The 22,043-nt window shown below is 58.1% G+C and carries 24 protein-coding genes and 1 other RNA gene; 14 read left to right on the plus strand and 11 right to left on the minus strand.

Going from position 1 to position 22,043, the window contains the following annotated elements; genetic code table 11:
* The first annotated feature begins 110 nt into the window (after positions 1–110).
* From lpxC to recN, 3 genes are all read left to right on the plus strand, one after another.
* On the plus strand, positions 111–1,031 hold the full coding sequence (gene lpxC / locus AAC637_RS10965) for a UDP-3-O-acyl-N-acetylglucosamine deacetylase (protein ID WP_340303679.1): 921 nt from the start codon (positions 111–113) through the stop codon (positions 1,029–1,031).
* A 97-nt stretch (positions 1,032–1,128) separates the two neighbouring features.
* Positions 1,129–2,022, plus strand: a complete 894-nt coding sequence (locus tag AAC637_RS10970) for an outer membrane protein assembly factor BamD (RefSeq protein WP_340303594.1) — start codon at positions 1,129–1,131, stop codon at positions 2,020–2,022.
* A 23-nt stretch (positions 2,023–2,045) separates the two neighbouring features.
* The gene (gene recN, locus AAC637_RS10975) at positions 2,046–3,704 is read left to right on the plus strand and encodes a DNA repair protein RecN (protein ID WP_340303595.1); all 1,659 of its coding nucleotides are present in this window, start codon (positions 2,046–2,048) and stop codon (positions 3,702–3,704) included.
* Here recN and AAC637_RS10980 read toward each other — a convergent pair.
* Positions 3,701–4,912, minus strand: a complete 1,212-nt coding sequence (locus AAC637_RS10980; RefSeq protein WP_445322736.1) for a UbiH/UbiF family hydroxylase — start codon at positions 4,910–4,912, stop codon at positions 3,701–3,703. The two genes, recN and AAC637_RS10980, sit on opposite strands and share 4 nt — an antisense overlap.
* Positions 4,913–5,195: 283 nt before the next feature.
* Between AAC637_RS10980 and ftsY the strand changes: the two genes are divergently transcribed.
* From ftsY to AAC637_RS10995, 3 genes are read left to right on the plus strand one after another with little or no spacing between them, the layout of a single operon-like run.
* Positions 5,196–6,458, plus strand: coding sequence for a signal recognition particle-docking protein FtsY (gene ftsY, locus AAC637_RS10985; protein ID WP_340303596.1), 1,263 nt, complete (start codon positions 5,196–5,198; stop codon positions 6,456–6,458).
* Between the two features lie 18 nt (positions 6,459–6,476).
* Complete coding sequence (locus AAC637_RS10990; RefSeq protein WP_340303597.1) at positions 6,477–7,379, plus strand: EamA family transporter; 903 nt, start codon at positions 6,477–6,479, stop codon at positions 7,377–7,379.
* 15 nt (positions 7,380–7,394) lie between these two features.
* On the plus strand, positions 7,395–8,000 hold the full coding sequence (locus AAC637_RS10995; RefSeq protein WP_340303598.1) for an inner membrane-spanning protein YciB: 606 nt from the start codon (positions 7,395–7,397) through the stop codon (positions 7,998–8,000).
* On the opposite strand, the gene AAC637_RS11000 is transcribed toward AAC637_RS10995, so the two are convergent.
* The gene (locus AAC637_RS11000; protein WP_340303599.1) at positions 7,975–8,850 is read right to left on the minus strand and encodes a pseudouridine synthase; all 876 of its coding nucleotides are present in this window, start codon (positions 8,848–8,850) and stop codon (positions 7,975–7,977) included. The two genes, AAC637_RS10995 and AAC637_RS11000, sit on opposite strands and share 26 nt — an antisense overlap.
* 63 nt (positions 8,851–8,913) lie before the next feature.
* On the opposite strand from AAC637_RS11000, the gene AAC637_RS11005 reads away from it, so the two are divergent.
* Positions 8,914–9,369, plus strand: a complete 456-nt coding sequence (locus AAC637_RS11005) for a nucleoside deaminase (RefSeq protein ID WP_340303600.1) — start codon at positions 8,914–8,916, stop codon at positions 9,367–9,369.
* Between the two features lie 13 nt (positions 9,370–9,382).
* On the opposite strand, the gene rnpB is transcribed toward AAC637_RS11005, so the two are convergent.
* The 5 genes from rnpB to gatC all read right to left on the minus strand — a co-directional run bounded on the left by rnpB (position 9,383) and on the right by gatC (position 13,131).
* Positions 9,383–9,764, minus strand: an RNA gene (gene rnpB, locus AAC637_RS11010) — RNase P RNA component class A.
* Between the two features lie 12 nt (positions 9,765–9,776).
* Positions 9,777–10,469: an N-acetylmuramoyl-L-alanine amidase gene (locus AAC637_RS11015; RefSeq protein ID WP_340303601.1), complete on the minus strand. Its 693-nt coding sequence runs from the start codon at positions 10,467–10,469 to the stop codon at positions 9,777–9,779.
* Positions 10,466–11,344, minus strand: coding sequence for a hypothetical protein (locus tag AAC637_RS11020; RefSeq protein WP_340303602.1), 879 nt, complete (start codon positions 11,342–11,344; stop codon positions 10,466–10,468). Before AAC637_RS11020 ends, AAC637_RS11015 begins: the two co-directional genes overlap by 4 nt.
* Positions 11,345–11,359: 15 nt before the next feature.
* Complete coding sequence (gene gatA / locus AAC637_RS11025) at positions 11,360–12,844, minus strand: Asp-tRNA(Asn)/Glu-tRNA(Gln) amidotransferase subunit GatA (RefSeq protein WP_340303603.1); 1,485 nt, start codon at positions 12,842–12,844, stop codon at positions 11,360–11,362.
* Entirely contained in the window at positions 12,844–13,131 is a 288-nt protein-coding gene (gatC, locus tag AAC637_RS11030; protein WP_317655207.1) for an Asp-tRNA(Asn)/Glu-tRNA(Gln) amidotransferase subunit GatC, read from the minus strand. Before gatC ends, gatA begins: the two co-directional genes overlap by 1 nt.
* A gap of 167 nt (positions 13,132–13,298) precedes the next feature.
* On the opposite strand from gatC, the gene chrA reads away from it, so the two are divergent.
* The gene (chrA, locus tag AAC637_RS11035) at positions 13,299–14,564 is read left to right on the plus strand and encodes a chromate efflux transporter (RefSeq protein WP_340303604.1); all 1,266 of its coding nucleotides are present in this window, start codon (positions 13,299–13,301) and stop codon (positions 14,562–14,564) included.
* A 90-nt stretch (positions 14,565–14,654) separates the two neighbouring features.
* Positions 14,655–14,822: a 50S ribosomal protein L33 gene (rpmG, locus tag AAC637_RS11040; RefSeq protein ID WP_111731977.1), complete on the plus strand. Its 168-nt coding sequence runs from the start codon at positions 14,655–14,657 to the stop codon at positions 14,820–14,822.
* A gap of 132 nt (positions 14,823–14,954) precedes the next feature.
* Here the strand turns inward: rpmG and AAC637_RS11045 are convergent, their stop codons facing one another.
* Both AAC637_RS11045 and AAC637_RS11050 read right to left on the minus strand, forming a co-directional pair.
* A complete protein-coding gene (locus AAC637_RS11045) occupies positions 14,955–15,695 on the minus strand; it encodes a Bax inhibitor-1/YccA family protein (RefSeq protein ID WP_340303605.1) in 741 nt (246 codons plus the stop codon).
* A gap of 194 nt (positions 15,696–15,889) precedes the next feature.
* Positions 15,890–16,861, minus strand: coding sequence for an NADPH:quinone oxidoreductase family protein (locus AAC637_RS11050; RefSeq protein ID WP_340303606.1), 972 nt, complete (start codon positions 16,859–16,861; stop codon positions 15,890–15,892).
* Positions 16,862–17,174: 313 nt separating this feature from the next.
* Between AAC637_RS11050 and AAC637_RS11055 the strand changes: the two genes are divergently transcribed.
* The 3 genes from AAC637_RS11055 to AAC637_RS11065 all read left to right on the plus strand — a co-directional run bounded on the left by AAC637_RS11055 (position 17,175) and on the right by AAC637_RS11065 (position 18,914).
* The gene (locus AAC637_RS11055) at positions 17,175–17,540 is read left to right on the plus strand and encodes a helix-turn-helix domain-containing protein (protein WP_317655204.1); all 366 of its coding nucleotides are present in this window, start codon (positions 17,175–17,177) and stop codon (positions 17,538–17,540) included.
* 72 nt (positions 17,541–17,612) lie between these two features.
* Complete coding sequence (gene hisN / locus AAC637_RS11060; protein ID WP_340303607.1) at positions 17,613–18,437, plus strand: histidinol-phosphatase; 825 nt, start codon at positions 17,613–17,615, stop codon at positions 18,435–18,437.
* Between the two features lie 18 nt (positions 18,438–18,455).
* On the plus strand, positions 18,456–18,914 hold the full coding sequence (locus AAC637_RS11065; RefSeq protein ID WP_340303608.1) for a CAP domain-containing protein: 459 nt from the start codon (positions 18,456–18,458) through the stop codon (positions 18,912–18,914).
* A gap of 5 nt (positions 18,915–18,919) precedes the next feature.
* Here the strand turns inward: AAC637_RS11065 and AAC637_RS11070 are convergent, their stop codons facing one another.
* Positions 18,920–19,834 (minus strand): DMT family transporter, encoded by a 915-nt coding sequence (locus tag AAC637_RS11070; RefSeq protein ID WP_340303681.1) that lies wholly within the window; start codon positions 19,832–19,834, stop codon positions 18,920–18,922.
* Positions 19,835–19,967: 133 nt separating this feature from the next.
* The gene (gene ilvC, locus AAC637_RS11075) at positions 19,968–20,990 is read right to left on the minus strand and encodes a ketol-acid reductoisomerase (protein WP_317655201.1); all 1,023 of its coding nucleotides are present in this window, start codon (positions 20,988–20,990) and stop codon (positions 19,968–19,970) included.
* A gap of 138 nt (positions 20,991–21,128) precedes the next feature.
* Here ilvC and AAC637_RS11080 point away from each other — a divergent pair, with 138 nt between their 5' ends.
* Together AAC637_RS11080 and AAC637_RS11085 are read left to right on the plus strand one after the other, a co-directional pair.
* Positions 21,129–21,584, plus strand: coding sequence for an Lrp/AsnC family transcriptional regulator (locus AAC637_RS11080; protein ID WP_340242252.1), 456 nt, complete (start codon positions 21,129–21,131; stop codon positions 21,582–21,584).
* Positions 21,581–22,039 carry an Lrp/AsnC family transcriptional regulator gene (locus tag AAC637_RS11085; protein ID WP_340303609.1) on the plus strand — a complete coding sequence of 153 codons (459 nt, stop codon included), beginning with the start codon at positions 21,581–21,583 and terminating at the stop codon, positions 22,037–22,039. Before AAC637_RS11080 ends, AAC637_RS11085 begins: the two co-directional genes overlap by 4 nt.
* The last annotated feature ends 4 nt before the right edge of the window (positions 22,040–22,043 follow it).

A 22,043-nucleotide genomic window follows, 5' to 3' on the forward strand; every position in this document is an offset into this window, starting at 1 on the left:
CTTGAATTGTCTCGCCCCCGCTCAGTTTGTATCACAGACTTGCAGTCAGATGGGGTGGCGGTATTGGGGGCGCCCACGATTGTGGGCACATGACGACAGAAAGGTTTGCTGTGCAAGCAACGCTGAAAAAATCTGCAAGTTTCAAAGGTGTAGGCCTTCATGGGGGAAAGCCTGTTACCTTGACCATCCATCCAAGCGTGGCCGATAGCGGCATTTGGTTCAATCGGGTGGATGTGCGCGATGCTGATCCGCTGATCGCCGCGCGCTATGATGCGGTTCCAGAAAGCCGCCTTTGCACAAAGATTTGCAACGCTGATGGGGTGTCCGTTTCGACCATTGAACATTTGATGGCGGCACTGGCGGGCTGTGGTATCCACAATGCGCGTGTCGATATTGATGCCGAGGAAGTGCCCATTTTGGATGGCTCGGCGGTTGAATTTGTACGCGGCCTTCTTGCTGCGGGTATCGCGCCGCAAGATCGCCCCATCTATGCGATTGAAATCCTGAAGAAAGTGACTGTGCGTGATGGCGATAGCGAAGCATCGCTTTCTCCTGCCTCGCATCTGACAATGGCGTTTTCGATTGATTTCCCTGACCCCGCGATTGGGGTGCAGCATCGCCACGCGGATTTGGCCAATGGGCGTTTCGTGCGCGAACTCTGTGACAGCCGCACATTCTGTCGCCAATCCGATGTTGAGGCGATGTGGAATGCGGGTCTGGCCCTTGGTGGATCCTATGACAACGCTGTGGTTGTGGATGGTGATGATGTGCTGTCCCCCGGTGGTTTCCGTCATGCGGATGAGGCTGTGCGCCACAAAATGCTTGATGCTCTTGGTGATTTGGCCTTGGCAGGCAATCCGATCCTTGGCCATTACGAAGGCGTGCGTGCAGGCCATATGTTGACCAATCGCCTGCTGCGCGCGCTATTTGCGATGCCTGCTGCGATGCGTTTGGTGCAATGTGACGCCAAGACGGCCGCCCATTTGCTCGGCATGGGGGTTGGCCAACATGATTTGGCGCATGTTGCCTGAGGCAATCTGACGTTTTGCCCTTCCGATTAATGTGCTAACACCCTAGGAATAAGATACCCAAGATTTGGGGTTGGGCGGATTTCTACAGGGTAGATAGATGAACGACACGTCACGCGCGCATGGATTTTCACGAAAGCTTGGGCTTGGTCTGCTGATCCTGTCGCTTGGGGTGACGGCCTGTGGCCCGCGCGCCGATGGTGAGCCGCGCCGTGGTCTCTTTGGGCCGCGTGTGGTGGAACAGCCCCTTGAGGCCCTGACCGCCGAAGAAATTTACAACCGGGCCGAGTTTGAGCTTGAAAATAACGATGATCCAGAGGCAGCCGCGCCTTTGTTCCTAGAGGTTGAACGCCTGCATCCCTATTCGGAATGGGCCAAGCGCGGGTTGATCATGGCCGCCTTCAGCCATCACGAGGCGCGCCAATACGAAGAGGCGCGGGTTGCCGCACAGCGCTTTATCGAATTTTACCCTGCCGATGATGATGCCGCCTATGCGCAATATCTTTTGGCGTTGAGCTATTATGATCAGATTGAACAGGTAGGCCGTGACCAAGGTTTGACCTTTCAAGCCCTGCAAGCCTTGCGCGCGGTGATCGAACTTTACCCTGATAGCGAATTCGCCAATTCCGCCGCTTTGAAATTCGATTTGGCTTTTGATCATTTGGCAGCAAAAGAAATGGAAATTGGCCGCTACTATCTTGAGCGCCAACATTACATAGCGGCAATCAACCGCTTTCGTGTTGTTGTCGAAGAGTTCCAAACAACATCGCACACGCCTGAGGCGCTGATGCGCTTGGTTGAGGCCTATCTTTCTTTGGGTCTGCCGGATGAGGCGCAAACCGCGGGCGCGATATTGGGCTATAACTTCCAATCTTCGCCCTTCTACGAAGATGCTTATCGTCAATTGCAGGGGCAGGGCCTCGAGCCTGAACCGCAAGGCGAGGGTTGGTTGCGCGGCATTTGGAACAACACGATCCGTGGGGCGTGGCTCTAGGTCACTGAACGGGGGCATGGCCGATGCTGCGGCATCTCGAAATTCGCGATCTTCTGTTGATTGATCATCTCAGCCTTGAGTTTCAGGCGGGGTTGAATGTTTTGACGGGGGAAACAGGCGCGGGGAAATCCATTCTTCTTGACGCGCTTGGCTTTGTCTTGGGCTGGAGGGGCCGTGCCGATTTGGTGCGCCAAGGTGCAGAACAGGGCGAGGTATCCGCCGTATTTGATCTGCCCAGGGATCACCCTGTTCAGGCGATTTTGGCGGAGGCGGGCCTGCCCTCTGGCCCCGAATTGATCTTGCGCCGTATCAACACCCAAGACGGGCGCAAGACCGCATGGGTGAATGATCGCCGCGCAAGCGGTGATGTTCTGCGTGCCCTGTCGGATGTTTTGGTGGAATTGCACGGCCAACATGATGATCGCGGTCTGCTTGACCCGCGCGGACATCGTGCGCTGCTCGATGAGTTTGGCGGCCATGGCGATGATTTGGCCGCGTTGAGCGCGCTGTGGCGGGCGCGCAGCAAGGCCGCATCCGCCCATAAAGCGGCGCTAGACGATCTCGAAAAAATTCGCGCTGAGGAAGATTTCCTGCGCCACGCTGTAGCCGAGTTCGAATCCCTCGCCCCCGTAGTCGGTGAGGAAGATGCGCTTGATGCCAAACGCCGCCTCATGCAAGGGGCGGAGCGGTTGCGGGAAGATGTGGCACGGCTTATCGCCACCTTGTCGGATCAGGGGGCAGAGGGCCAGATCGGCGATGCGCTGCGGCTTGTCGCGGGCCTGTCGGATCGCAGTGATGGTGCATTGGACGAGGCACTGGCCGCCCTAGAGCGCGCCAATCTGGAATTGGGCGAAGCGCAGCGGGTGGTGGGCGATTTCGCAGATCGTTTGATTTTTAATCCGCAGGATTTGGAAGAAACAGAAGATCGTCTTTTTGCCTTGCGCGCTTTGGCCCGCAAACATGGCGTTCTATGTGATGCCTTGCCAGAGATGTGGCAGGATTTGCAAACTCGCCTGAGCGCGATTGAAGGGGGGGATGCGCATTTGGCTGCCCTTGCCGCCGCCGAGGCCGCCGCAGATCAGTCCTATCACGCGGCAGCCGTTGCCTTGCGCAGCAAACGTGAGGCTGCGGCGCGCGCCCTTGATGCGGCGATGGCGGGGGAATTGACCCCGTTGAAAATGGAACGCGCGGTCTTCACCACCGCGCTCACCGATGCCCCCGCAGGGCCAGAGGGGATTGATGCCGTGACCTTCACTGTGGCCACCAATCCTGGCGCGCCTGCAGGGCCCTTGAACAAGATCGCTTCGGGCGGGGAATTGTCGCGGTTTCTCTTAGCGTTAAGAGTGTGTCTCACGCGGCAAGCATCCGATATAACAATGATTTTTGATGAAATCGACCGCGGTGTTGGCGGGGCGACCGCCGATGCCGTAGGGCGCCGTTTGGCCGCGTTGGCGCAAGGGGGGCAGGTCTTGGTTGTGACCCACAGCCCGCAGGTTGCGGCCCTTGGCGCGCATCATTGGCGCGTCTCAAAGGCGGTTGAAAATGAGACCACACTCAGCACCGTGACACCGCTCGATGCGGGTGCCCGTGTCGATGAGATTGCGCGCATGATTTCTGGGGATGTCATTACAGATGCCGCGCGCGAGGCGGCGCGGGCCTTAGTGTTCCAAGCCCAGCTTTAGCGCGCTGCCCGCGCGCCAAGCCCCGCGCGCATCAAGATTTGGCGCACAGGTTTCACCGAGTAGAAACTGTTCAGCGCCTTCATCCGCAAATCGCGCAAGCCTTGATCATCGGCCATCGAGGCACGATTGAGCGCATCCACCCCCGCCACGCGGGCGGCAATCTCGGCATGGCGTGCGCGTTCATATTTTTGCAACATGGCAGCCTCACCCAATCGGTCAGGCGCGGCCTTGGCCAGATCAAGCAGGGACGCCATATCGGCAAGGCTCATATTGAGGCCCTGCGCGCCAATCGGGGGAACCACATGCGCGGCCTCGGCCACCAAGGCCAGACGCTCGCCTGTCAGGCGATGCGCCACTTGCGAAATGATCGGCCAGATCGTGCGCTGTGAAATCAGATGCAGCGGCCCATAAAGGTCGGCAGAGCGCGTGCGCATTTCATCCTCAAACGCGGATTGAGGGAGGGCATAGAGGCGTTCCGCCTCTGGCCCGCGCTCCATCCAAACCACGGCGGAGGAGGGTTTGCCTTCGTAATCTGGCAATGGCACAAGGGTAAATGGCCCGCCCGAGCGATGCACCTCGGTCGAGATATTATCATGCGGGTGATTATGGCTGACCGCAAAGGCCAAGGCCTTTTGGCCATAGCGCAAGGTCGTCACAGGGATGCCTGCGGCCTTGCGCATGGGGGAATTGCGCCCGTCTGCGGCAATCACCAGACGCGCGCGCGCACGGGTGCCATCGGTGAGGGTGACGCGCGCCTCTGCGCTGCGGGTAAGCAAGGATTTCGTGCCAACGCCCGCCCGAAAGGTGACATGATCCAATTCGGCAATCCGTGCCAAACCTTCACGGCGCAACATCCAATTGGGCAGGTTCCACCCAAATGGCAAATCCGAGATATCGCTTGCGTTGAAATCATGCGCGCTGCGCGCCACGGCCTCGACCCCGCCTGCGTCCACGATGCGCATGATCTGCAAGGGCATCGCATGCGGTGCAAAATGCCGCCACAGCCCCGCCTGATCGAGAAAGTCGCGCGAGGGCTGCAAAAACGCGGTGCTGCGCAGATCGGAACCTTTTGCATCGCGGGTGGTAATCGGCGCGCTTGGGTCTACGCAAAGAACGGAAAAACCTGCTGCACCAAAGGCAGAGGCGGCAATCAGCCCTGCAATGCCGCCACCCGAAATCAGAATATCTGTGTCGATCATATCGCTCATGATCTCTTAAATAGGCCGCGCCCTGCCGGGCGTCCAAGCGTCATTTTCGCGCGGCCTATCGTGCTGCACGCGGATCCATCACGCGCCGCCACAGCGGCAGCAGCGTTGCGCCTGCGAATAGAACAATGGGCGGAAGCTTCATTCCCGCAAAACCCCGTTTGTGATCTGGCCAAATCAACTGCTGAAAACTTACCCGCAGGGGCCAATCAGTGCAAAGCCTTTGCAATGCCCCGCGCGGCGTATTAGGGGAAGGGGCGGAAGGTAAAAGGCGGTTTTTGAGCGAATGTCATTTTTCAAGAAAATGAAAGAGCGGCTCTTTAAGTCTTCGTCCAAGATTGACGAAGGGTTAGAGGCTTTGGTGGCCGAAGGCGCCACTGACGATATGGCCCCTGAGATAGTCGAAGAAACTGCCGAAGTAGTTGAGCGCGGAAGTGAGGTGCTGAAGGCACCAGAGCATGAACCTGCGCTCGAGGAACCTGAAACACAAGTCGACCCAGAGCCAGAGCAAAGCCAAGACCCTGAGGATGCCCCTGCGGATGCTGCAGAACCTCCCACGGTGGAAGAACCGCAGCCTCAACCAGCAGCCCGCCCCGCGACTGAGGGCGCGAAGGCAGAGGCGGCGAAAGCACCTAAATCTGCGCCCGAACCTGCACCAAAGCCAAGCCTGTTGCGCCGCTTGGTAGGGGGGGGCGCTGCACCTGTTGCCAAGCGCGTGATTGATGATGAGATGATCGAGGAATTGGAAGAAATCCTCATCAGTGCGGATTTGGGGGTGGAAACCGCCCTTGCGCTTTCGTCAAATCTGGCCTCCGAACATTTTGGCCGCCGCATGAGCGTGGCCGAGATCAAAGCGGCGCTTGCCCGCGATGTGGCCCGCGTTATGGAAGCTGTGGCCAAGCCGATGCCGATTTACCCCAAACGGCCGCAGGTGGTGTTGGTGGTTGGTGTAAACGGGTCTGGCAAGACGACAACCATCGGTAAATTGGCCAGTCAATTCAAAGCTGCGGGGAAATCCGTTGTCATTGCCGCCTGCGATACATTTCGTGCGGCAGCGGTTGAGCAATTGGAGATTTGGGGCAATCGCGCGGGCGTACCCGTGCTGCGTGCCGAAACGGGTGGCGACCCCGCGGCCTTGGCCTTTGATGCAATGGCACGGGCCGAAGCCGATGGGGCCGATTTGCTGCTTATCGATACGGCGGGGCGGTTGCAGAACCGCGCGGATTTGATGGAAGAATTGGCCAAAATCGTGCGAGTGATCCGCAAAAAAGACCCTGATGCGCCGCATAACACGCTGTTGGTTCTTGATGCGACCACGGGCCAAAACGCGCTCAGACAGGTCGAAGAATTCCGTAAGATATCGGATGTCAGCGGGCTTATCATGACCAAGCTTGATGGCACAGCCAAGGGCGGTATTCTTGTGGCATTGGCCGATAAATTTGGCCTGCCCATTCACGCCATTGGTTTGGGCGAGCAGATTGACGACCTTGCCCCCTTTGATCCCGAAGAATTTGCAAACGCTCTTATGGGGTTGGAGAGCAATGCGTAACAGGGTGGAGGGTCGCCCTTGGGGGATCTGATCATCGCCCTTGAGGGCACGGCGGCGGGTGAACAATTGGCCCTGATCTTGGCCTTATGCGCGGCGCTGCTGCATGCGATATTTGGCGCGTTGCAAAAGGGGCGGCATGACCCCCTGTTGTCACGCGGTGCGATTGATGCGGCGATGGTGGTTTTGGCAGGGCCTGTTGCCCTGTTCATCGTGCCATGGCCCGAGCCGCATATGTGGCCTATTTTTGCGGGCATGTTCATCATCCATGCAGGCTATAAATGGGCGGTGCTGTCGGCCTATTGGCGTGGGGCCTATACGGTGGTTTATCCCGTGATGCGTGGCACAGGCCCGCTCTTTACTGTGATCGGAGCGGGCATCTTGTTTGGCGAGGTCTTTACCCTTGGCCAATGGATCGGGGTGGGCGTTTTGATCACGGGGCTTTATGGGCTTGCCGCCTATAATATCGCCACGGTGACGATTGACCGCGAAACGCTGATCCCCGCCTTCGGATTTGCAGTGCTGACAGGGTTATTTGTGGCGCTTTACACCAATTATGATGCCTACGGCATTCGCGCCACCGCCGACCCTTTTACCTTTCTGGCATGGTTTTTCTTTATTGATGGCTTTGCCATGCCTGGTTTTGCCTATGTCGCGTGGCGGCGTATGGCAAACCCGCCTGCGCTCTCAGGTTTGGCTTTGCGCGGGGTCATCGGGGCCTTGGTGGCATTCGGGTCTTTCGGGTCGGTCATGTTGGCCACGCGCCTTGATCATGTGGGCGAGGCGGCTGTGCTGCGCGAGACATCCACCGTGTTTGCCGCGCTGATTGGTTGGATTTTCCTCAAGGAAACCGTTGGCCCGCGGCGTTTGGCCCTTATGGGGTTGATTGCAGCGGGCGCGGTGATAGTTGAGGCAGCAGGCTAGAAAAGGAACAGACCCATGCAAAACGGAAAACCCATCGCGCCATGGTTAAAAACCACGCTAGAGCTTGGGCCTGTTCTGGGGTTTTTCGTGCTGTATCTGTGGATCAAAGATCAGACCTTCACCATTGCGGGGGTGGAGTATTCAGGCTTCATCATGGCGACCGCGCTGTTCATCCCTGTGATTGGCGCGGCAATCGCGGCCCTTTGGTATCTGACCGGGCATATCTCGCGCATGCAGATTTTCACCTTGGTTATGGTCGTGTTCTTTGGGGGGCTGACCATCTGGTTCAATGACGAGCGGTTTTTCAAGATGAAAACCACGCTTGTTTACGCAGTGTTTGCGGCCTTGTTGGGGATTGGCCTTCTGCGCGGGCAAAGCTGGCTGAAGGTGTTGATGGGTGAATTTCTCAAGATGCGGGATGAAGGTTGGATGATCATCACCCGCCGTTTGACAGCCGTTTTCGCCGCAATGGCAGTTGCCAATGAGATCGTCTGGCGCAATTTTTCGGAACAGTTTTGGGTAACCTTTGAAACCTTCGCGCTGCCCGCCTTTTTGTTCCTGGCCTTTATGGCGCAGGCAAAGGTGATTGAGCGCTTCAGCGAACCTTCGGACGAGGCTTAAACCCGCCCCGTTTGGCCGTCCCACCATCGCGCGTGGGGGGCGCAGATTTTTTGGGCGGCGCTTTGCGCAGCTTTCCCGTTTTGGGGCCAGTTTTGGCCTTCGCATGCCCCTCAACCCGCACTTCTAGGCCCAGTTGATCCGCCAAAACGCGCGGTTTGATCTCTTCAACCTCGCCCGCTTTGAGTTCGCCCAAGCGAAACGGGCCGTAAGAGATACGGATCAACCGGTTCACCTCAAAACCAATCGCCTCCATCGCGCGGCGAATTTCGCGGTTCTTTCCTTCGCGCAGGCCAATGGTGAGCCATGCATTGGCCCCTTGTTGGCGATCCAGTGAGACGCTCATGGGTTGAAATGTTTCGCCCTCGATGCTAAGGCCCTTGCGCAGAGGGGCAAAGGCCTCATCATTGGGTTTTCCCTTAATGCGCACGCGATATTTGCGAAGCCATCCTGTGGAAGGCAATTCAAGTTTGCGCTTTAGGCCGCCATCATTCGTCAATAAAAGCAGACCTTCGGAATTCAGGTCGAGCCGCCCTACGGACATCACCCGCGGCAGTGTATCTGGCAAAGCGTCAAAGACGGTCTTACGCCCCTTTTCATCCGCGGCGCTTGTGATCAGCCCCGCAGGTTTGTGATAGAGCCACAGGCGCGGGGCGGCGATCTCCGGCAGGGGGGCGTTGTCCACCTCAATGCGATCTTGCGCGGTCACATTCAGGGCAGGGCTGTCGATGACTTTGCCATTCACGCTGACGCGACCCTCGGCAATCATCCGCTCCGCCTCGCGGCGCGAGGCAATCCCTGCGCGGGACAGGCGTTTGGCGATCCGCTCGCCCTGTGGTGTGCTTGTGTTCATGTGTCCTCCCTAAGGGTTTGGCTTCTGCTTGGAAAGAGGCAGAAACTGGGGCATGAAGGGAATATGAACGAATTTCACAGCCATATGCCCCGCGCGCTTGATCTGGCGCGACAGGCCGCCTTGCAGGGTGAGGTGCCTGTTGGTGCCGTGATCATCAAGGATGGCTTTGTGATCGCCGAAGCCTGCAACGAGATGCGCGCGCGTCATGACCCGACCGCCCATGCCGAGATGCTCGCCATTCGTGCCGCTTGTGCCGCATTGGGGCACGAACGCCTTACAGGCTGCGATATTTGGGTCAGTCTTGAGCCTTGCCCTGCCTGTGCGGGGGCCATTGCCGCAGCGCGCCTGTCTCGCCTCTATTACGCGGCTTCTGATCCGAAATCGGGCGGCGTGGCGCAGGGGCCATGTGTCTTTGATCACCCCCAATCGCATTGGAAGCCTGAGATATATTCTGGCATAATGGAGAATGAGGCAGCCGCACTCTTGCGCGCGTTCTTCGCAGCCAAGCGAGACGGGTGATGGCCGACAGAATATGCGCGGAGGGCCTATAAGCCGGATTCTGTCTTGCCCCTTTCGGGGCATGGATGACCATTCCTCTGGGCGATCTGTTGCCAGATCACTCTAGCTGCCAACCCGGATCGCACGGGGCAGAAGCGGCCCTGAAAGGTTGCCCTTTCCAACGATCCCTATTTGGCATTGCTCCCGGTGGGGCTTGCCGTGCCGCCCGTGTCACCACGCGCGCGGTGGGCTCTTACCCCACCGTTTCACCTTTTCCCAAGGCCGAAGTCTTGGGTAGTTTCATTTCTGTGGCGCTTTCCGTCAGATTGCTCTGCCTAGGCGTTACCTAGCACCGTTGCCTCTTGGAGTCCGGACTTTCCTCGAACATTGCTGCCCGCAGTCATCCAGCCCTCCGCGCAAGAGGCGCTTTAGGTGACGCGGCCCGCGCGGTCAACGCCAAAGCGCGCCGCCAAATCAGCCGCAATCGCGCAATCCCATCCGTCAAGCGGGGCGGCCTTTGTCAAAGCATGTGGACGATACCTGCGCCGCAGCGTGTCGCGCATGAGGTCAAGATCATCCACATGGTACCCAATTTGCGTGCAATCCCGCATAAAGCGCTGCGGGTCTATCGCCAAAGCCCCGCGCGCTTTCGGCATAACGGCGAGGCCTTCATGCGCAAGCCGTGCCCAGTCAAATCTTGGGCCTGGGTCAATCTTGCGCCCTGCGGCCAGATCAGAATGGCCGATAACGCCTTCGGGCGGAATATCCCAACGGGCCATGATCCCGCGTAGCAGATCACCGAGGCAGGCCATTTGTGGTTCGGAAAACGGGCTAAATCCGCAATTGTCCAATTCAATTCCGATAGAGTGGGAATTTACGTCCGCGATCCCGCGCCAAGCCCCTGCGCCCGCATGCCACGCCCGCATCGCCTCATCCACCAAAGCGTAGCATGCGCCGTCACGCCCAATAAGATAATGCGCCGAAACCTCGCGGGATGGGTCGCAGAGCGCGCGCGCTGCCCCCTCGCAATCCTCCATCGCGGTATAATGGATTACGATCAAAGAGGGGGTTGCCCCCTCGCGCCTTGGCCCGAAATTCGGGCTTTGGCGGGACAGGCTCATTGCGTCGCACGCGCGGCTTGGGCCGCCGCGCGATAGGGTGCAGGATCCCATCCGCAGGCATAGCCATCCCCATCAGGGTCAAGCACGATTGGGTCGCGATTGGGCCCGCCGCGCGCTAAGAAATCTTCTTGCGCGAGATCATCCCCGCGATAGGCCGCACAGTTTTCCGCATGTCGCCCCCGACCTAAGGGGGAACGGGCATAAACCCGTTGCCCTATCGGATGGTTCGTTGCCAAGGCGTAATTCAACACCGATGGCCCAACCGTTTGGGGGCGCTCAGGCACGGGTTCAGGTGCTACCACCACCAATTGTTGCTGCATCCGCGCGCGCCGTTCGGCGTCTGATTCAATCGTCTCACGCGCGGAGACCGCGTTGAAATCCTGTTCGTCAGAAATCCCACGGGGTGTTGCAGATGTCGGGGGTGCAGATACGGGTGCCGCAGAGGCAATTGTTGTCACCGCGACAGGTGGCGTGGATGCCGCAGGCGCGGGGGCGGCGATAGCGCGCGCGCCCTGTTGCGATGCCGCCTGTGGCGCGGCGGCGTCAATCGCCGCGCGGGCGCGGGCCGCCAAAATTTGATCTTGCGTCAAAACCGGTGCTGCGGATGGGGCAGCATTGGCCACGATCGGCGCCGTTTGTGGCGCGGTGATCACCTGTGGCGGTGTGCGCAAGGCCTCGCGCCGTGCGGCCTCGGCGGCGAGATAGCTTTGATAATCGTTGAACCCAACCCCTTGGGCGCCATCATTGGGGGCAGAGACGCATCCACCTCCCCCAATTCCTATGGCCACAGGCAATGCCCCCACGCGCAGCTTGTCCCGCAAATTTGCGGAATGCCCGACCTTAAACCCCATCACTGCCTCATAAGCTTTTTGCATATTTATGCAGAAAGCTTACCACCATTTATTGGGTTTGGCTACAAATCCCGCCGCAGTTTCCAGCGCATAGGCGGTGTTGAGCAAATCACCCTCTTCAAACGGGCGGCCGATCAATTGCAGACCCAAGGGCAGGCCCGCACTGCTCAACCCTGTCGGCAGGGCCACACCTGGCAGGCCCGCAAGGTTCACGGTGACTGTGAACACATCGTTGAGATACATCTCAACAGGGTCAGCCACCTCTTTACCCAACTCAAACGCCGCAGATGGAGTGGCGGGTGTCAGGATTGCATCAACGCCTGCGGCAAATACCTCGTCAAAGTCGCGTTTGATCAGGCTGCGCACACGGCGCGCGCGGTTGTAATAAGCATCGTAAAACCCTGCTGATAGCACATAGGTGCCGATCATGATCCGCCGCTTTACCTCGGCACCAAAGCCTTCGGCGCGGGTTTTCTCGTAGAGTTCTGTAATGCCGTCCCCTTGGGACAGCTCCGCGCGATAGCCAAAGCGCACCCCATCATAGCGCGCAAGGTTTGAGGAGGCCTCGGCTGGTGCGATCACGTAATAGGCGGGCAGGGCGTATTTTGTATGCGGCAGCGAGATGTCGCGCAGCTCCGCACCAGCATCTTTCAGCATCGCAGCGCCATCGGCCCAAAGTTTCTCAATCTCTTCGGGCATCCCATCGACCCGATATTCGCGCGGGATGCCGATGGTTTTGCCCCGAACGTCACCCGTCAGAAGCGCCTCGAAATCGGGAACGGGCAGATCGGCGGATGTGCTGTCTTTGGGGTCATGCCCCATCATCGCGGCCCCCATGATTGCGGCGTCCCGCACCGTTTTGGTCATTGGCCCTGCCTGATCAAGGCTAGAGGCAAAGGCAACAATCCCCCACCGCGAGCAGCGCCCATAGGTGGGTTTCAGACCCACTGTGCCGGTGAAGGCGGCGGGTTGGCGGATCGAGCCGCCCGTATCCGTGCCAGTGGCCCCAAGACAGAGGTCAGCCGCAACAGCGGCGGCCGATCCCCCAGAAGACCCACCGGGCGTCAGGTTTTGATCGCTGCTCTTTGCGCGCCACGGGTTAACCGCTGGCCCGTAAACAGAGGTTTCGTTGGACGACCCCATGGCAAACTCATCCATATTGAGTTTGCCCAACATGACCGCGCCTGCATCGCGCAATTGCGCTGAGACGGTCGATTCATATTCAGGCCGAAAGCCTGACAGAATTTTTGATGCGGCTTGGCTCTCGACCCCTTCGGTGCAGAACAGGTCTTTGATCCCAATCGGAATGCCGCAAAGGGCGGGCGTATCTCCCGATTTGATCCGCTGATCTGCGGCCTCGGCGCGGGCAAGCGCAAGATCGGGGGTGTTATGGACGAAGGCGCCAAGCGCGCTGCTGCCCCCAATCGCGCTGAGGCAGGCATTGGTCAATTCAACTGCTGTGGTCTCGCCACGGCGCAGGGCATCGCGCGCCTCGGCAATGGTCAATTTGTTCAGATCAGACATCACTCAACCACCTTTGGCACGGCAAAAAATCCTTCGCGCGCATCGGGCGCGTTCGACAAAACCTTGGATTGTTGATTGCCATCCGTCACCTCATCTACACGCGCCTTCAGGCGTTGTGGCGTGACCGATGTCATCGGCTCAACATCGCTGACATCCAGTTCTGAGAGTTGCTCAATAAAGCCCAAGATCGCGTTGAATTCGGACGCTAGGCTTGGCAATTCGGCAGGGTCAACCTTTATGCGGGCAAGTTTCGCCACGCGGGCTGCGGTGTCGGTGTCAATTGACATCGTGATATCCCTTCTGTTCTGTCAGGCGCGGGTTTAGCGGGGCAGGGGCAGCACTGCAAGCGGCCACGCACAGAAAACCCGTTAGGTAAACCGAACACTTGGCGGGTCGTCATCTGACTGTCACAGTGTCACGCCATAGCCGTGATCCGTAGTATAGGTGCGCCAGCATGAGCGAAAATCAACACCCCCCCAGTCTGAGCGCGCTTTTCGCGGTTTTTGCGCGCATTGGGGTTTTGTCCTTTGGCGGGCCTGCCGCGCAAATCGCCTTGATGCATCGTGAGTTGGTCGAGCAGCGCAATTGGTTGAGCGAACGACAATTTCTTGCGGCACTGTCCTTCACCATGCTTTTGCCCGGGCCAGAGGCTATGCAACTGGCGACCTATGCAGGGTGGCGCTTGCGCGGCACTTTGGGTGGCTTGATCGGTGGGGGGCTTTTCGTCTTACCGGGTGCGGCGGTGATCATGGCCTTAAGCGCGCTTTATGTGGGCTTTGGTCAGCTGCCGCTTATGGCGGCGCTGTTCTTGGGCATCAAGGCAGCGGTGATTGTGATTGTCATCCAAGCCTTTTTGAACCTGTCAAAGCGCGCCTTAAAGGGGGCCGTTGCCGTGTGGATTGCGGGACTGGCATTTACGGCACTGTTCGTATTAGATCTGCCCTTTCCTTTGGTGATCGCAGGGGCGGCGCTGATTGGCTATTTGGGTTGGATCACGCCGATTGCGGCGGTGGCAGACCTGCCGCAAAGGCGCCCGTCCAACAGCCTTGCTCATCTCGCGATCTGGGGCGGGTTGTGGGCCGCGCCCTTGGGGCTTTTATACCTGATTGCGCCTGAGGGGCTGTTGTTGGAGGTTGGGCTTTTCTTCTCGAAACTGGCGCTTGTGACCTTTGGCGGGGCTTACGCGGTCTTGGCCTATATGGTGCAGCAAGTTGTCGGGGATTTTGGATGGCTCACCACAGGGCAGATGATGGATGCTTTGGGCTTGGCTGAAACCACGCCCGGGCCGCTGATATTGGTGACGCAATTTGTGGGCTTCCTTGCGGGGTTTGGCGCCTATGGGTGGGCAGGTGCGGTCACTGCCGCGCTTTTGACCCTTTGGGTGACGTTCATACCCTGCTTCTTGTGGATATTCCTATTCGCGCCACAAGTGGATCGCTTAGTTGCATGGCCCAAGCTACAGGCCGCGCTTGACGGGGTTACGGCGGCGGTTGTTGGGGTTATTGCCAATTTGTCTGTGTGGTTCGCGCTGCATGTCTGGTTTGAAACGGTCACGCGCGACAGCGGGCTGTGGCTGCCTGATTGGGCGAGCCTTGATTTGGCTGCCGTGATCTTGACCCTTCTCGCGGCAATCTTACTGCTGTGGCAGAAGATAGGCCTGATCCGCGTTCTTGTGATTATGGCGGGGGCGGGCGCGCTTATTTCCCCGTTTTTCGGTTGACACCTGCCGTCCCGTCAGTAAAAGCGCCCAAACATAGTTATCTCGCGCGCGGATTCTCGCGCCGATCAACGCCGTTCAAGGAGCAACGCCATGGCGAAGCCGACCACGATTAAAATCCGCCTGAACTCCACGGCGGGCACGGGCCACTTCTATGTGACCAAGAAAAACGCACGCACAATGACCGAGAAAATGACAGCGCGCAAATACGACCCAGTCGTGCGCAAGCATGTCGAATACAAAGAAGGTAAGATCAAATAAGATCTGCCTCTCTCGGATATACATAAAAAAGCCGCGCCTGATTGCGCGGCTTTTTTATTGGCGTGATACAGCAATGAAAAAGGGCCGCACTGTTCATGCGGCCCTTCATTTTTGGATATGTGCCCTGCAGGCTTATTCGCGGTTGCCCAAGAATTGCAGCAGGAACATGAACATATTGATAAAGTCGAGATAGAGGCGCAACGCCCCCATAATCGCGGATTTGTTCAGCCATTCCTGATCGCCATGCACGGCATGGTCGACATATTCTTGTTTGATGGACTGGGTGTCATAGGCAGTCAGACCTGCGAAGATCAGCACGCCCAAGATGGTGATCGCGAAATGGATCGCGGGTGAGCCCAAGAAAATATTGATGATCGAGGCTACAATCAGGCCAATCACACCCATCATCAAGAATGTGCCCAAGCCGCTGAGATCCTTTTTGGTTGTATAGCCGTAAAGGCTAAGCCCCGCAAAGGCGATGGCGGTGGTCAGGAAGGTCTGTGTAATGGACACGCCTGTGAACACAGCAAAGATCCACGAGATGGAGATACCCATCACGGCAGCGAAGGCATAGAAGAACAACTGCGCTGCTGCGGCAGACAAGCGGTTCACCGCCGCGCCAAAGGCAAAGACCATGATCAGCGGCGCGAACATGGCAATCCAGCCAAGGATATTGGGCTGCATCGTGATCGGGTCGCGGAACAGGGCGTTCAGCGCAGGGTTGCTGCCGATTGCCCAAGCAGCGCCTGCGGTCATGACCATGCCTACGGACATGGTGCCGTAGACCTTGTTCATATGGGCGCGCAAGCCCTGATCAATCTGCGCTGCATTGGCCGAGGCCGCCGCTGAGCGCATCGTTTGATATGGTGCCATTGATCCCTCCTACAGAGATGGCTGTGACGATCAAAAAGGGTGGCAGAGCCGACCCTTGGGGTCGCAGGCGGCACTCTGCCGCCCGTCCTAGGCCTTAATATTGGCAACAAAGGCTATTTTTTCAAGTGAAAGCTATGCAAAACACACTCAAAGGTTTGATAGTTTTTTCCTATCACGTAAGCCTGTGATAGGTGTTAAAGGGTCTTTGCAATTTCGATCACCACTTTGCCCGTGGATTTGCGCGATCTAAGTGCGTCAAGGGCTGCAGGCAGGGCGTCAAACGGGTAAGTTGCACCAATATGAGGCTTGAGGCCGCCTTGTGTGTAAAGGCCAAAAACCTGCTCAAGGGAGTGTTGCAAGGCCTCTGGATTAAAGCGCAGATACCCGCCCCAATACAGGCCCATAACATCAAGATTTTTGACAAGCAGATGATTGGCGGGGATTTGCGGAACGGTGCCGCTGGCAAAGCCGATGCTTAAAATCCGCCCTTCGGGCCGCATAGCGCGAAATCCTGCCTCAAATCCCGCGCCGCCAACCGCATCATAAAGCACATCAACACCGCCAAGGGCGCGCAATTGGTCGCGCAGATCGGGGGCGTCTGCGTCAATCACATGATCCGCACCAGCGCGTTTGGCAATTTCAAGCTTGGCTTGCCCGCGTGCCACCGCGATGACCTTGGCCCCAAGGCTTGCGCCGATTTCCACCGCGGTCAGGCCGACCCCACCTGCCGCACCTAGCACGGCAAGGGTTTCCCCCGCAGCCAGACGCGCACGCCGCGTCAATGCCAGATGCGAGGTGCCATAGGCGATCAAAAATCCTGCGGCCTCGGTCAAGGGCATGTGATCTGGCAGGCGCAGGGCGCGCTGTGCGGGAAAGCATCCATATTCTGCCAAACCGCCTTGGCCCGCATAAACGGCCACAGGATCCCCCACCGCGTGGGTTGTCACCCCACCCCCAAGCGCATCCACCACGCCTGCCAATTCCAACCCCATTACCAAGGGCGGGGTCGGGGTGTCTTGGTATTTTCCCTCAATCATAAGCAGATCGGCAAAGTTCAGACCACAGGCCGCAATGCGTACCCTGATCTCGCCTTTGTTAGGGCGTGGCATCGGAAGTTCACGGATTTCTGGCGCGGTGTTAAAGGCGCTCAACTCCCATGCTTGCATGGCAAAATCCTTTCCCAATCATCCAAGCCCCTGATCTTGCACAGTTAAGACATCGCGCCAAGCCGTCAAAGCGCCGCGCGCTTTTTCGTTAGGAAAAATTCGCCTTATGCGGTATCATGGGGCTCCGAGCGCAGGTTGTGTGACCGGCTTTGGCGCGTGAATTATCGGGTCTGCCTCTCCCCTTTCTTGACCGATATTCGTTGCGCCCTATCTTGCAATCGGTGCCGCATGGGTTGAGTGATGTCTTGCGAACTCGCTTGGCTTTTGTGGTCGTTTGTTGCCAAACACCAATCGCAGTCGCAGGAGTAACCAAGTGACACATCCCGTAGACATTCATGTCGGCAAGCGCGTTCGTCATCGCCGTTGGATGGTGGGTATGACCCAGCAACAGCTCGCGGCCCATGTTGGGATCAAATTCCAACAGATCCAAAAATACGAAACTGGCATGAACCGCATCAGCGCCTCGCGCCTTTGGGATATTGCGGCAACGCTTGGCGTGCCTGTGCAGTATTTCTTTGAGGGATTGGACGAAGCCAACACCACCGCCGCAAATCAGCCCGATGATCTTTTGGCGGATAAGGAAGCGTTGGATTTGATCCGCTCTTATTACGCGATCCCAGAAAATCAGCGCCGCCGTTTGTTTGATTTGGCGCGGGTTCTGTCGGACGCGGCCGCTTGACCTAGGGCGGTTTTGCGTGGCACTGCGCGGGGGCGGGGCAGAAGGCCCTGCTGCCACCAGTGAGATGCCATCATGACCGCGACCCGCAATTTGCCCAATGTGACCGATGTCGAAGCGGCCGAGCTGATTGCCTTGGCCCATGATCTGGCGGATGCTGCGCGCAAAGCGACCTTGGCCCGATTTCGTCAAGCGGGGCTTTCAACCGAAAACAAGGCCAACGCGGGATTTGATCCCGTAACCGAAGCCGACCGCGAGGCCGAGGCAGCGATGCGCGCCTTAATCGAGGCACGCCGCCCGCAAGATGCGATATTGGGCGAGGAATTTGGCGCAAAATCGGGGCAATCGGGCCTGACATGGGTGCTAGACCCAATTGACGGCACGCGTGGATTTATGACGGGCACACCCAGTTGGGGGGTGTTGATTGCCCTGTTGAATGAGACAGGCCCAATTTTCGGGGTCATTGACCAACCCTATATTGGCGAGCGTTTTATCGGCGGTTTGAGGCAAAATTACATGACTGGCCCGCAAGGCGAAATGATCTTGCGGACAAGCGCGCGCAAATCTTTGGCCGAAGCGCGGCTCTTTTCGACTTTTCCAGAAATCGGCGCGATCTCCGAGCGTCTCGCCTTCGAAGCAGTGCGCGATCAGGTGCTTTTGACGCGCTATGGGATGGATTGCTACGCCTATGGTTTGGTGGCCTTGGGGCAGGCAGATTTGGTGATTGAGGCGGGTCTCCAATCCTATGACATCGCCGCCCCGATTGCCGTGATTGAGGCGGCGGGGGGCATTGTCACCAATTGGCAAGGCGGCCCTGCCCATCAGGGCGGGCAGGTCTTGGCTGCAGCCAATCGCGATTTACATCAGGCGGCATTGGTGCTTTTGTCTGAGCAATCTTGATCTTTTATGGGGTGCGTCATGCGTAAATTTCTTTCGCTTGGTCTCGTGGTTGCGGCCCTTGCGGCCTGCGCGCCAAACGCGCCGCAAAACGGGCCTGATCAAGATGGTCGTCTCTCCCTGCGCCAATCCTCGGAAATTGGGCGTGTGGGCACCTATCTAGCCATCGCGCGCGCGGATGCGGGGCTGACCATTCCGCTGCGCCATTCACCGAAATTGCAAGGTGTCGCCGCCGCGCGTGCGGTTGATCTCGCTTCGGGTGGGCTGGCCCCCTTGTCGGATCGCATTGCGCAAGCGGGCTATTCTGCCTGTTTTAGCGCCGAGGCGGTGGCGCGCGATGCGGCCGATTTGCGCACGGGCGTAGATCAAATGTTGGCAGATCCCGCCGCCCGCGCAGCGATCCTATCCGCAAGCCCAAGCGAGTTTGGCTTCTTGCGCAATGGGGCAGAGCAAATTTTGATCCTTGCGCGCCCCTGCTAAGGGGATCAGGCGCGTGGGCCGAGGATACGGATCACGGTTTTCCATTGGCTGATTGCGACCCCGCACAAGATTAATCCAAGCGCCACAAAAAAGCGCAAAGGCAGATCTTCTGACAGGATCAGCCAGCCAAAGAACACCGACCACAGCGGCACTTGATAATTGACCAAGGTCATAAACACCGCGCCCGCGCTGCGGATCACAGACACCCGCAAAAGCGCGGCAAGCGCGGTGGGAAAGAGGCCAAGCACGATGATGGCCCCACCTGAGCGAAGGCCTTGCCATTGCGGCAAACCTTCAACGATCAGCATCGCAGGCAGGATCAAAACCGCCCCAACAGCAAGGGTCGTTCCCGCAAGGCTGATGGGGTCAACCGCAGGGCAGGTGCGGGTCATCACCGAGGACACGGCGTAGGAAATGGTCGCGGCCAAACAGGCGAGGGGGGCCAACACCTCCCATCCTTGTGAGGTGCCCGTTTGAAACGCCGCGCCAAGGTTTGGGCCCACCAAAGTTAGTGCGCCCAAAAAGCCCACAGTCACGCCAATCACGCGGCGGCGATCCATTTTTTCATCACTAGAGACATGTGCCAAAGGCAGCACGAACAGGGGCAGCGCGGCCATGGAAATACCTGCAAAGGCCGAAGGCACATATTGCTGGCCCCACGACAGAAGTGAGAAGGGCAGCGCGGAATTGAGCGCACCAATGATCAGAATATAGGGCCATGCGGCGCAGGTGGGCAGGGGGCGGCGAAGGGCCACCATCAATCCAAGCAAGGCCAACGCCCCCAATGTGGTGCGCGCAGCCGCAACAGTGAGCGGGCCATAGCCCTCAAGCGCGATGGAGACGACCATAAATGTGCCGCCCCAGATCACACCAAGCGCGGCGATCGAGGCCCAATTAGAGGCACTGGGGCTGTCGGATATACGGATTTCGGTCATGATGTTCTGCTCCTGCCAAAGCAGGTTCTGCCGCCTTCAGGGGGCATGTGCAATGGGGCGACAGAAAAAAGGCCCGTCTTTGCGGACGGGCCTTTGATCGGTTGAGCTGCTAAGCGATTTAGTTCTTCGCTTTGTCCACCATCTTCCCTGCGGAAATCCAAGGCATCATGCCGCGCAGTTTTTCGCCCACTTCTTCGATCTGGTGTGCGTCATTGATGCGGCGTGTCCCTTTGAAGAAGGGCTGGCCCACGGTGTTTTCGGTCATGAAGTCACGAACGAATTTACCTGTCTGAATATCAGTCAGGACCTCTTTCATCCGCGCCTTGGTTTCATCGTAAGGCAGGATGCGGGGGCCAGAGACATATTCGCCATATTCGGCCGTGTTCGAGATCGAGTAGTTCATGTTTGCGATGCCGCCTTCGTAGATCAGGTCAACGATCAGCTTCACCTCGTGCAAGCACTCGAAATAGGCCATCTCAGGGGCGTAGCCCGCTTCGACCAAAGTCTCAAAGCCCATGCGGATCAGTTCAACCAAGCCACCGCACAACACGGCCTGTTCACCGAAGAGGTCGGTTTCGCACTCTTCTTTGAAATTGGTTTCGATGATGCCCGAACGGCCACCGCCAATGGCGGAGCAATAGGACAAGCCGATTTCCAAGGCTTTGCCGCTTGCATCATTGTGAACGGCCACAAGGCAAGGCACGCCGCCGCCTTTGGTGTATTCGCCGCGCACTGTGTGGCCTGGGCCTTTGGGCGCCATCATGATTACATCAACGCCGGGCTTAGGCTCGATGAGGCCGAAATGCACGTTCAGGCCGTGGGCGAATGCAATCGCCGCGCCTTCGCGCAGATTGTCATGGACGTATTTCTTATAGGTTTCGGCCTGCAATTCATCGGGCATGGTGAACATGATCAGGTCGCACCAAGCGGCGGCTTCCGCGATCCCCATAACCTTGAGGCCTTCGCCCTCGGCCTTCTTGGCAGAAGGGGAGCCCTCGCGCAGGGCCACAACAACATTCTTCGCCCCGCTGTCGCGCAGGTTCAGCGCGTGCGCATGGCCTTGGCTGCCATAGCCCAAGATAGCAACTTTTTTGTCTTTGATTAGGTTCACATCGCAATCGCGATCGTAATAGACGCGCATCGGCTTTCTCCTTGCTGGCTGCAAATTACATCTGCCGTTGGTATAAGCGCGGTTTGCTGCGAAGTGCGGATGAATATTTGATTAATTTGAGTATTATATGATAAGATCATTCGTGTATATTTATATTTGGATTATTTCATGCTTGATGATCTAGATCGCCGCATTTTGCGTCATCTACAGTCTGACCCTGACCAACCTGTGGCGCGGGTGGCCAAAGCGGCGGGTGTGCCTGTGGCGACCTGCTATAAACGGCTTGATCGCATGCAGGCGATGGGCGCGTTGCGCGGGACGCGCGCTGTTATTGATTGGCGGGCACTTGGCTATGCGGTTCAGGTGTCGTTGCGGATCTCATTGGATAAAACAGATCCACGCGCCTTTGATGAATTTATCGCCGCCGCGCGCGCCGTGCCAGAGGTGACCGAAATTCAAACATTCTTGGGCCGTGTTGATGTGCGCCTTGAGGTGATTGCGCGCACCATGCCGCATTACCAAGAAATTTACCGCGACCGCATTCTAAGCCTGCCGCATATCGCAGATATCGAGGCCCTGATGCATGTCGCGGCAATCAAAGACAGCGAAAGCTTGCCCTTATGATTGATCTTGATCCGATTGACCGCCAAATTTTGCGCGCTTTGCAGGAGGACGCCACGCAAAAGGCCGCCGAGATCGGGCGGCGCTTTGGCTTAAGCCAACCCGCAGCATGGCGGCGCATCAAGCGCCTGACTGATGCAGGTGTGATCACCACCCGCCGTCTTGATCTTGATGCTGAAAAGCTGAGCTTTGGCGTGACAGTGTTTTTGGGGGTGAAATTGGCCACCAAGGGGCGCGTCAGCCTTGAGGATTTCGAGCGCGCGGTGACCGCCATCCCTGAGGTGCAGTTGGTGCAGCATGTTCTGGGCCTGTATGATTACAGGCTGCGCATCATTGCCCGCGATCTGCCAGATTTTGAGCGTGTGCTGCGCCGCCGTATCATGACCCTGCCTGGGGTTGGGAATGTCGAGGCGAATGTGCTGTTGTCAGAGGAACGCCGCCCTGGCCCCTTGGGATAAGCGC

Origin of the sequence: Roseobacter sp. HKCCD7870 (assembly GCF_037830315.1) — a bacterium.
Lineage (GTDB): Bacteria > Pseudomonadota > Alphaproteobacteria > Rhodobacterales > Rhodobacteraceae > M30B80.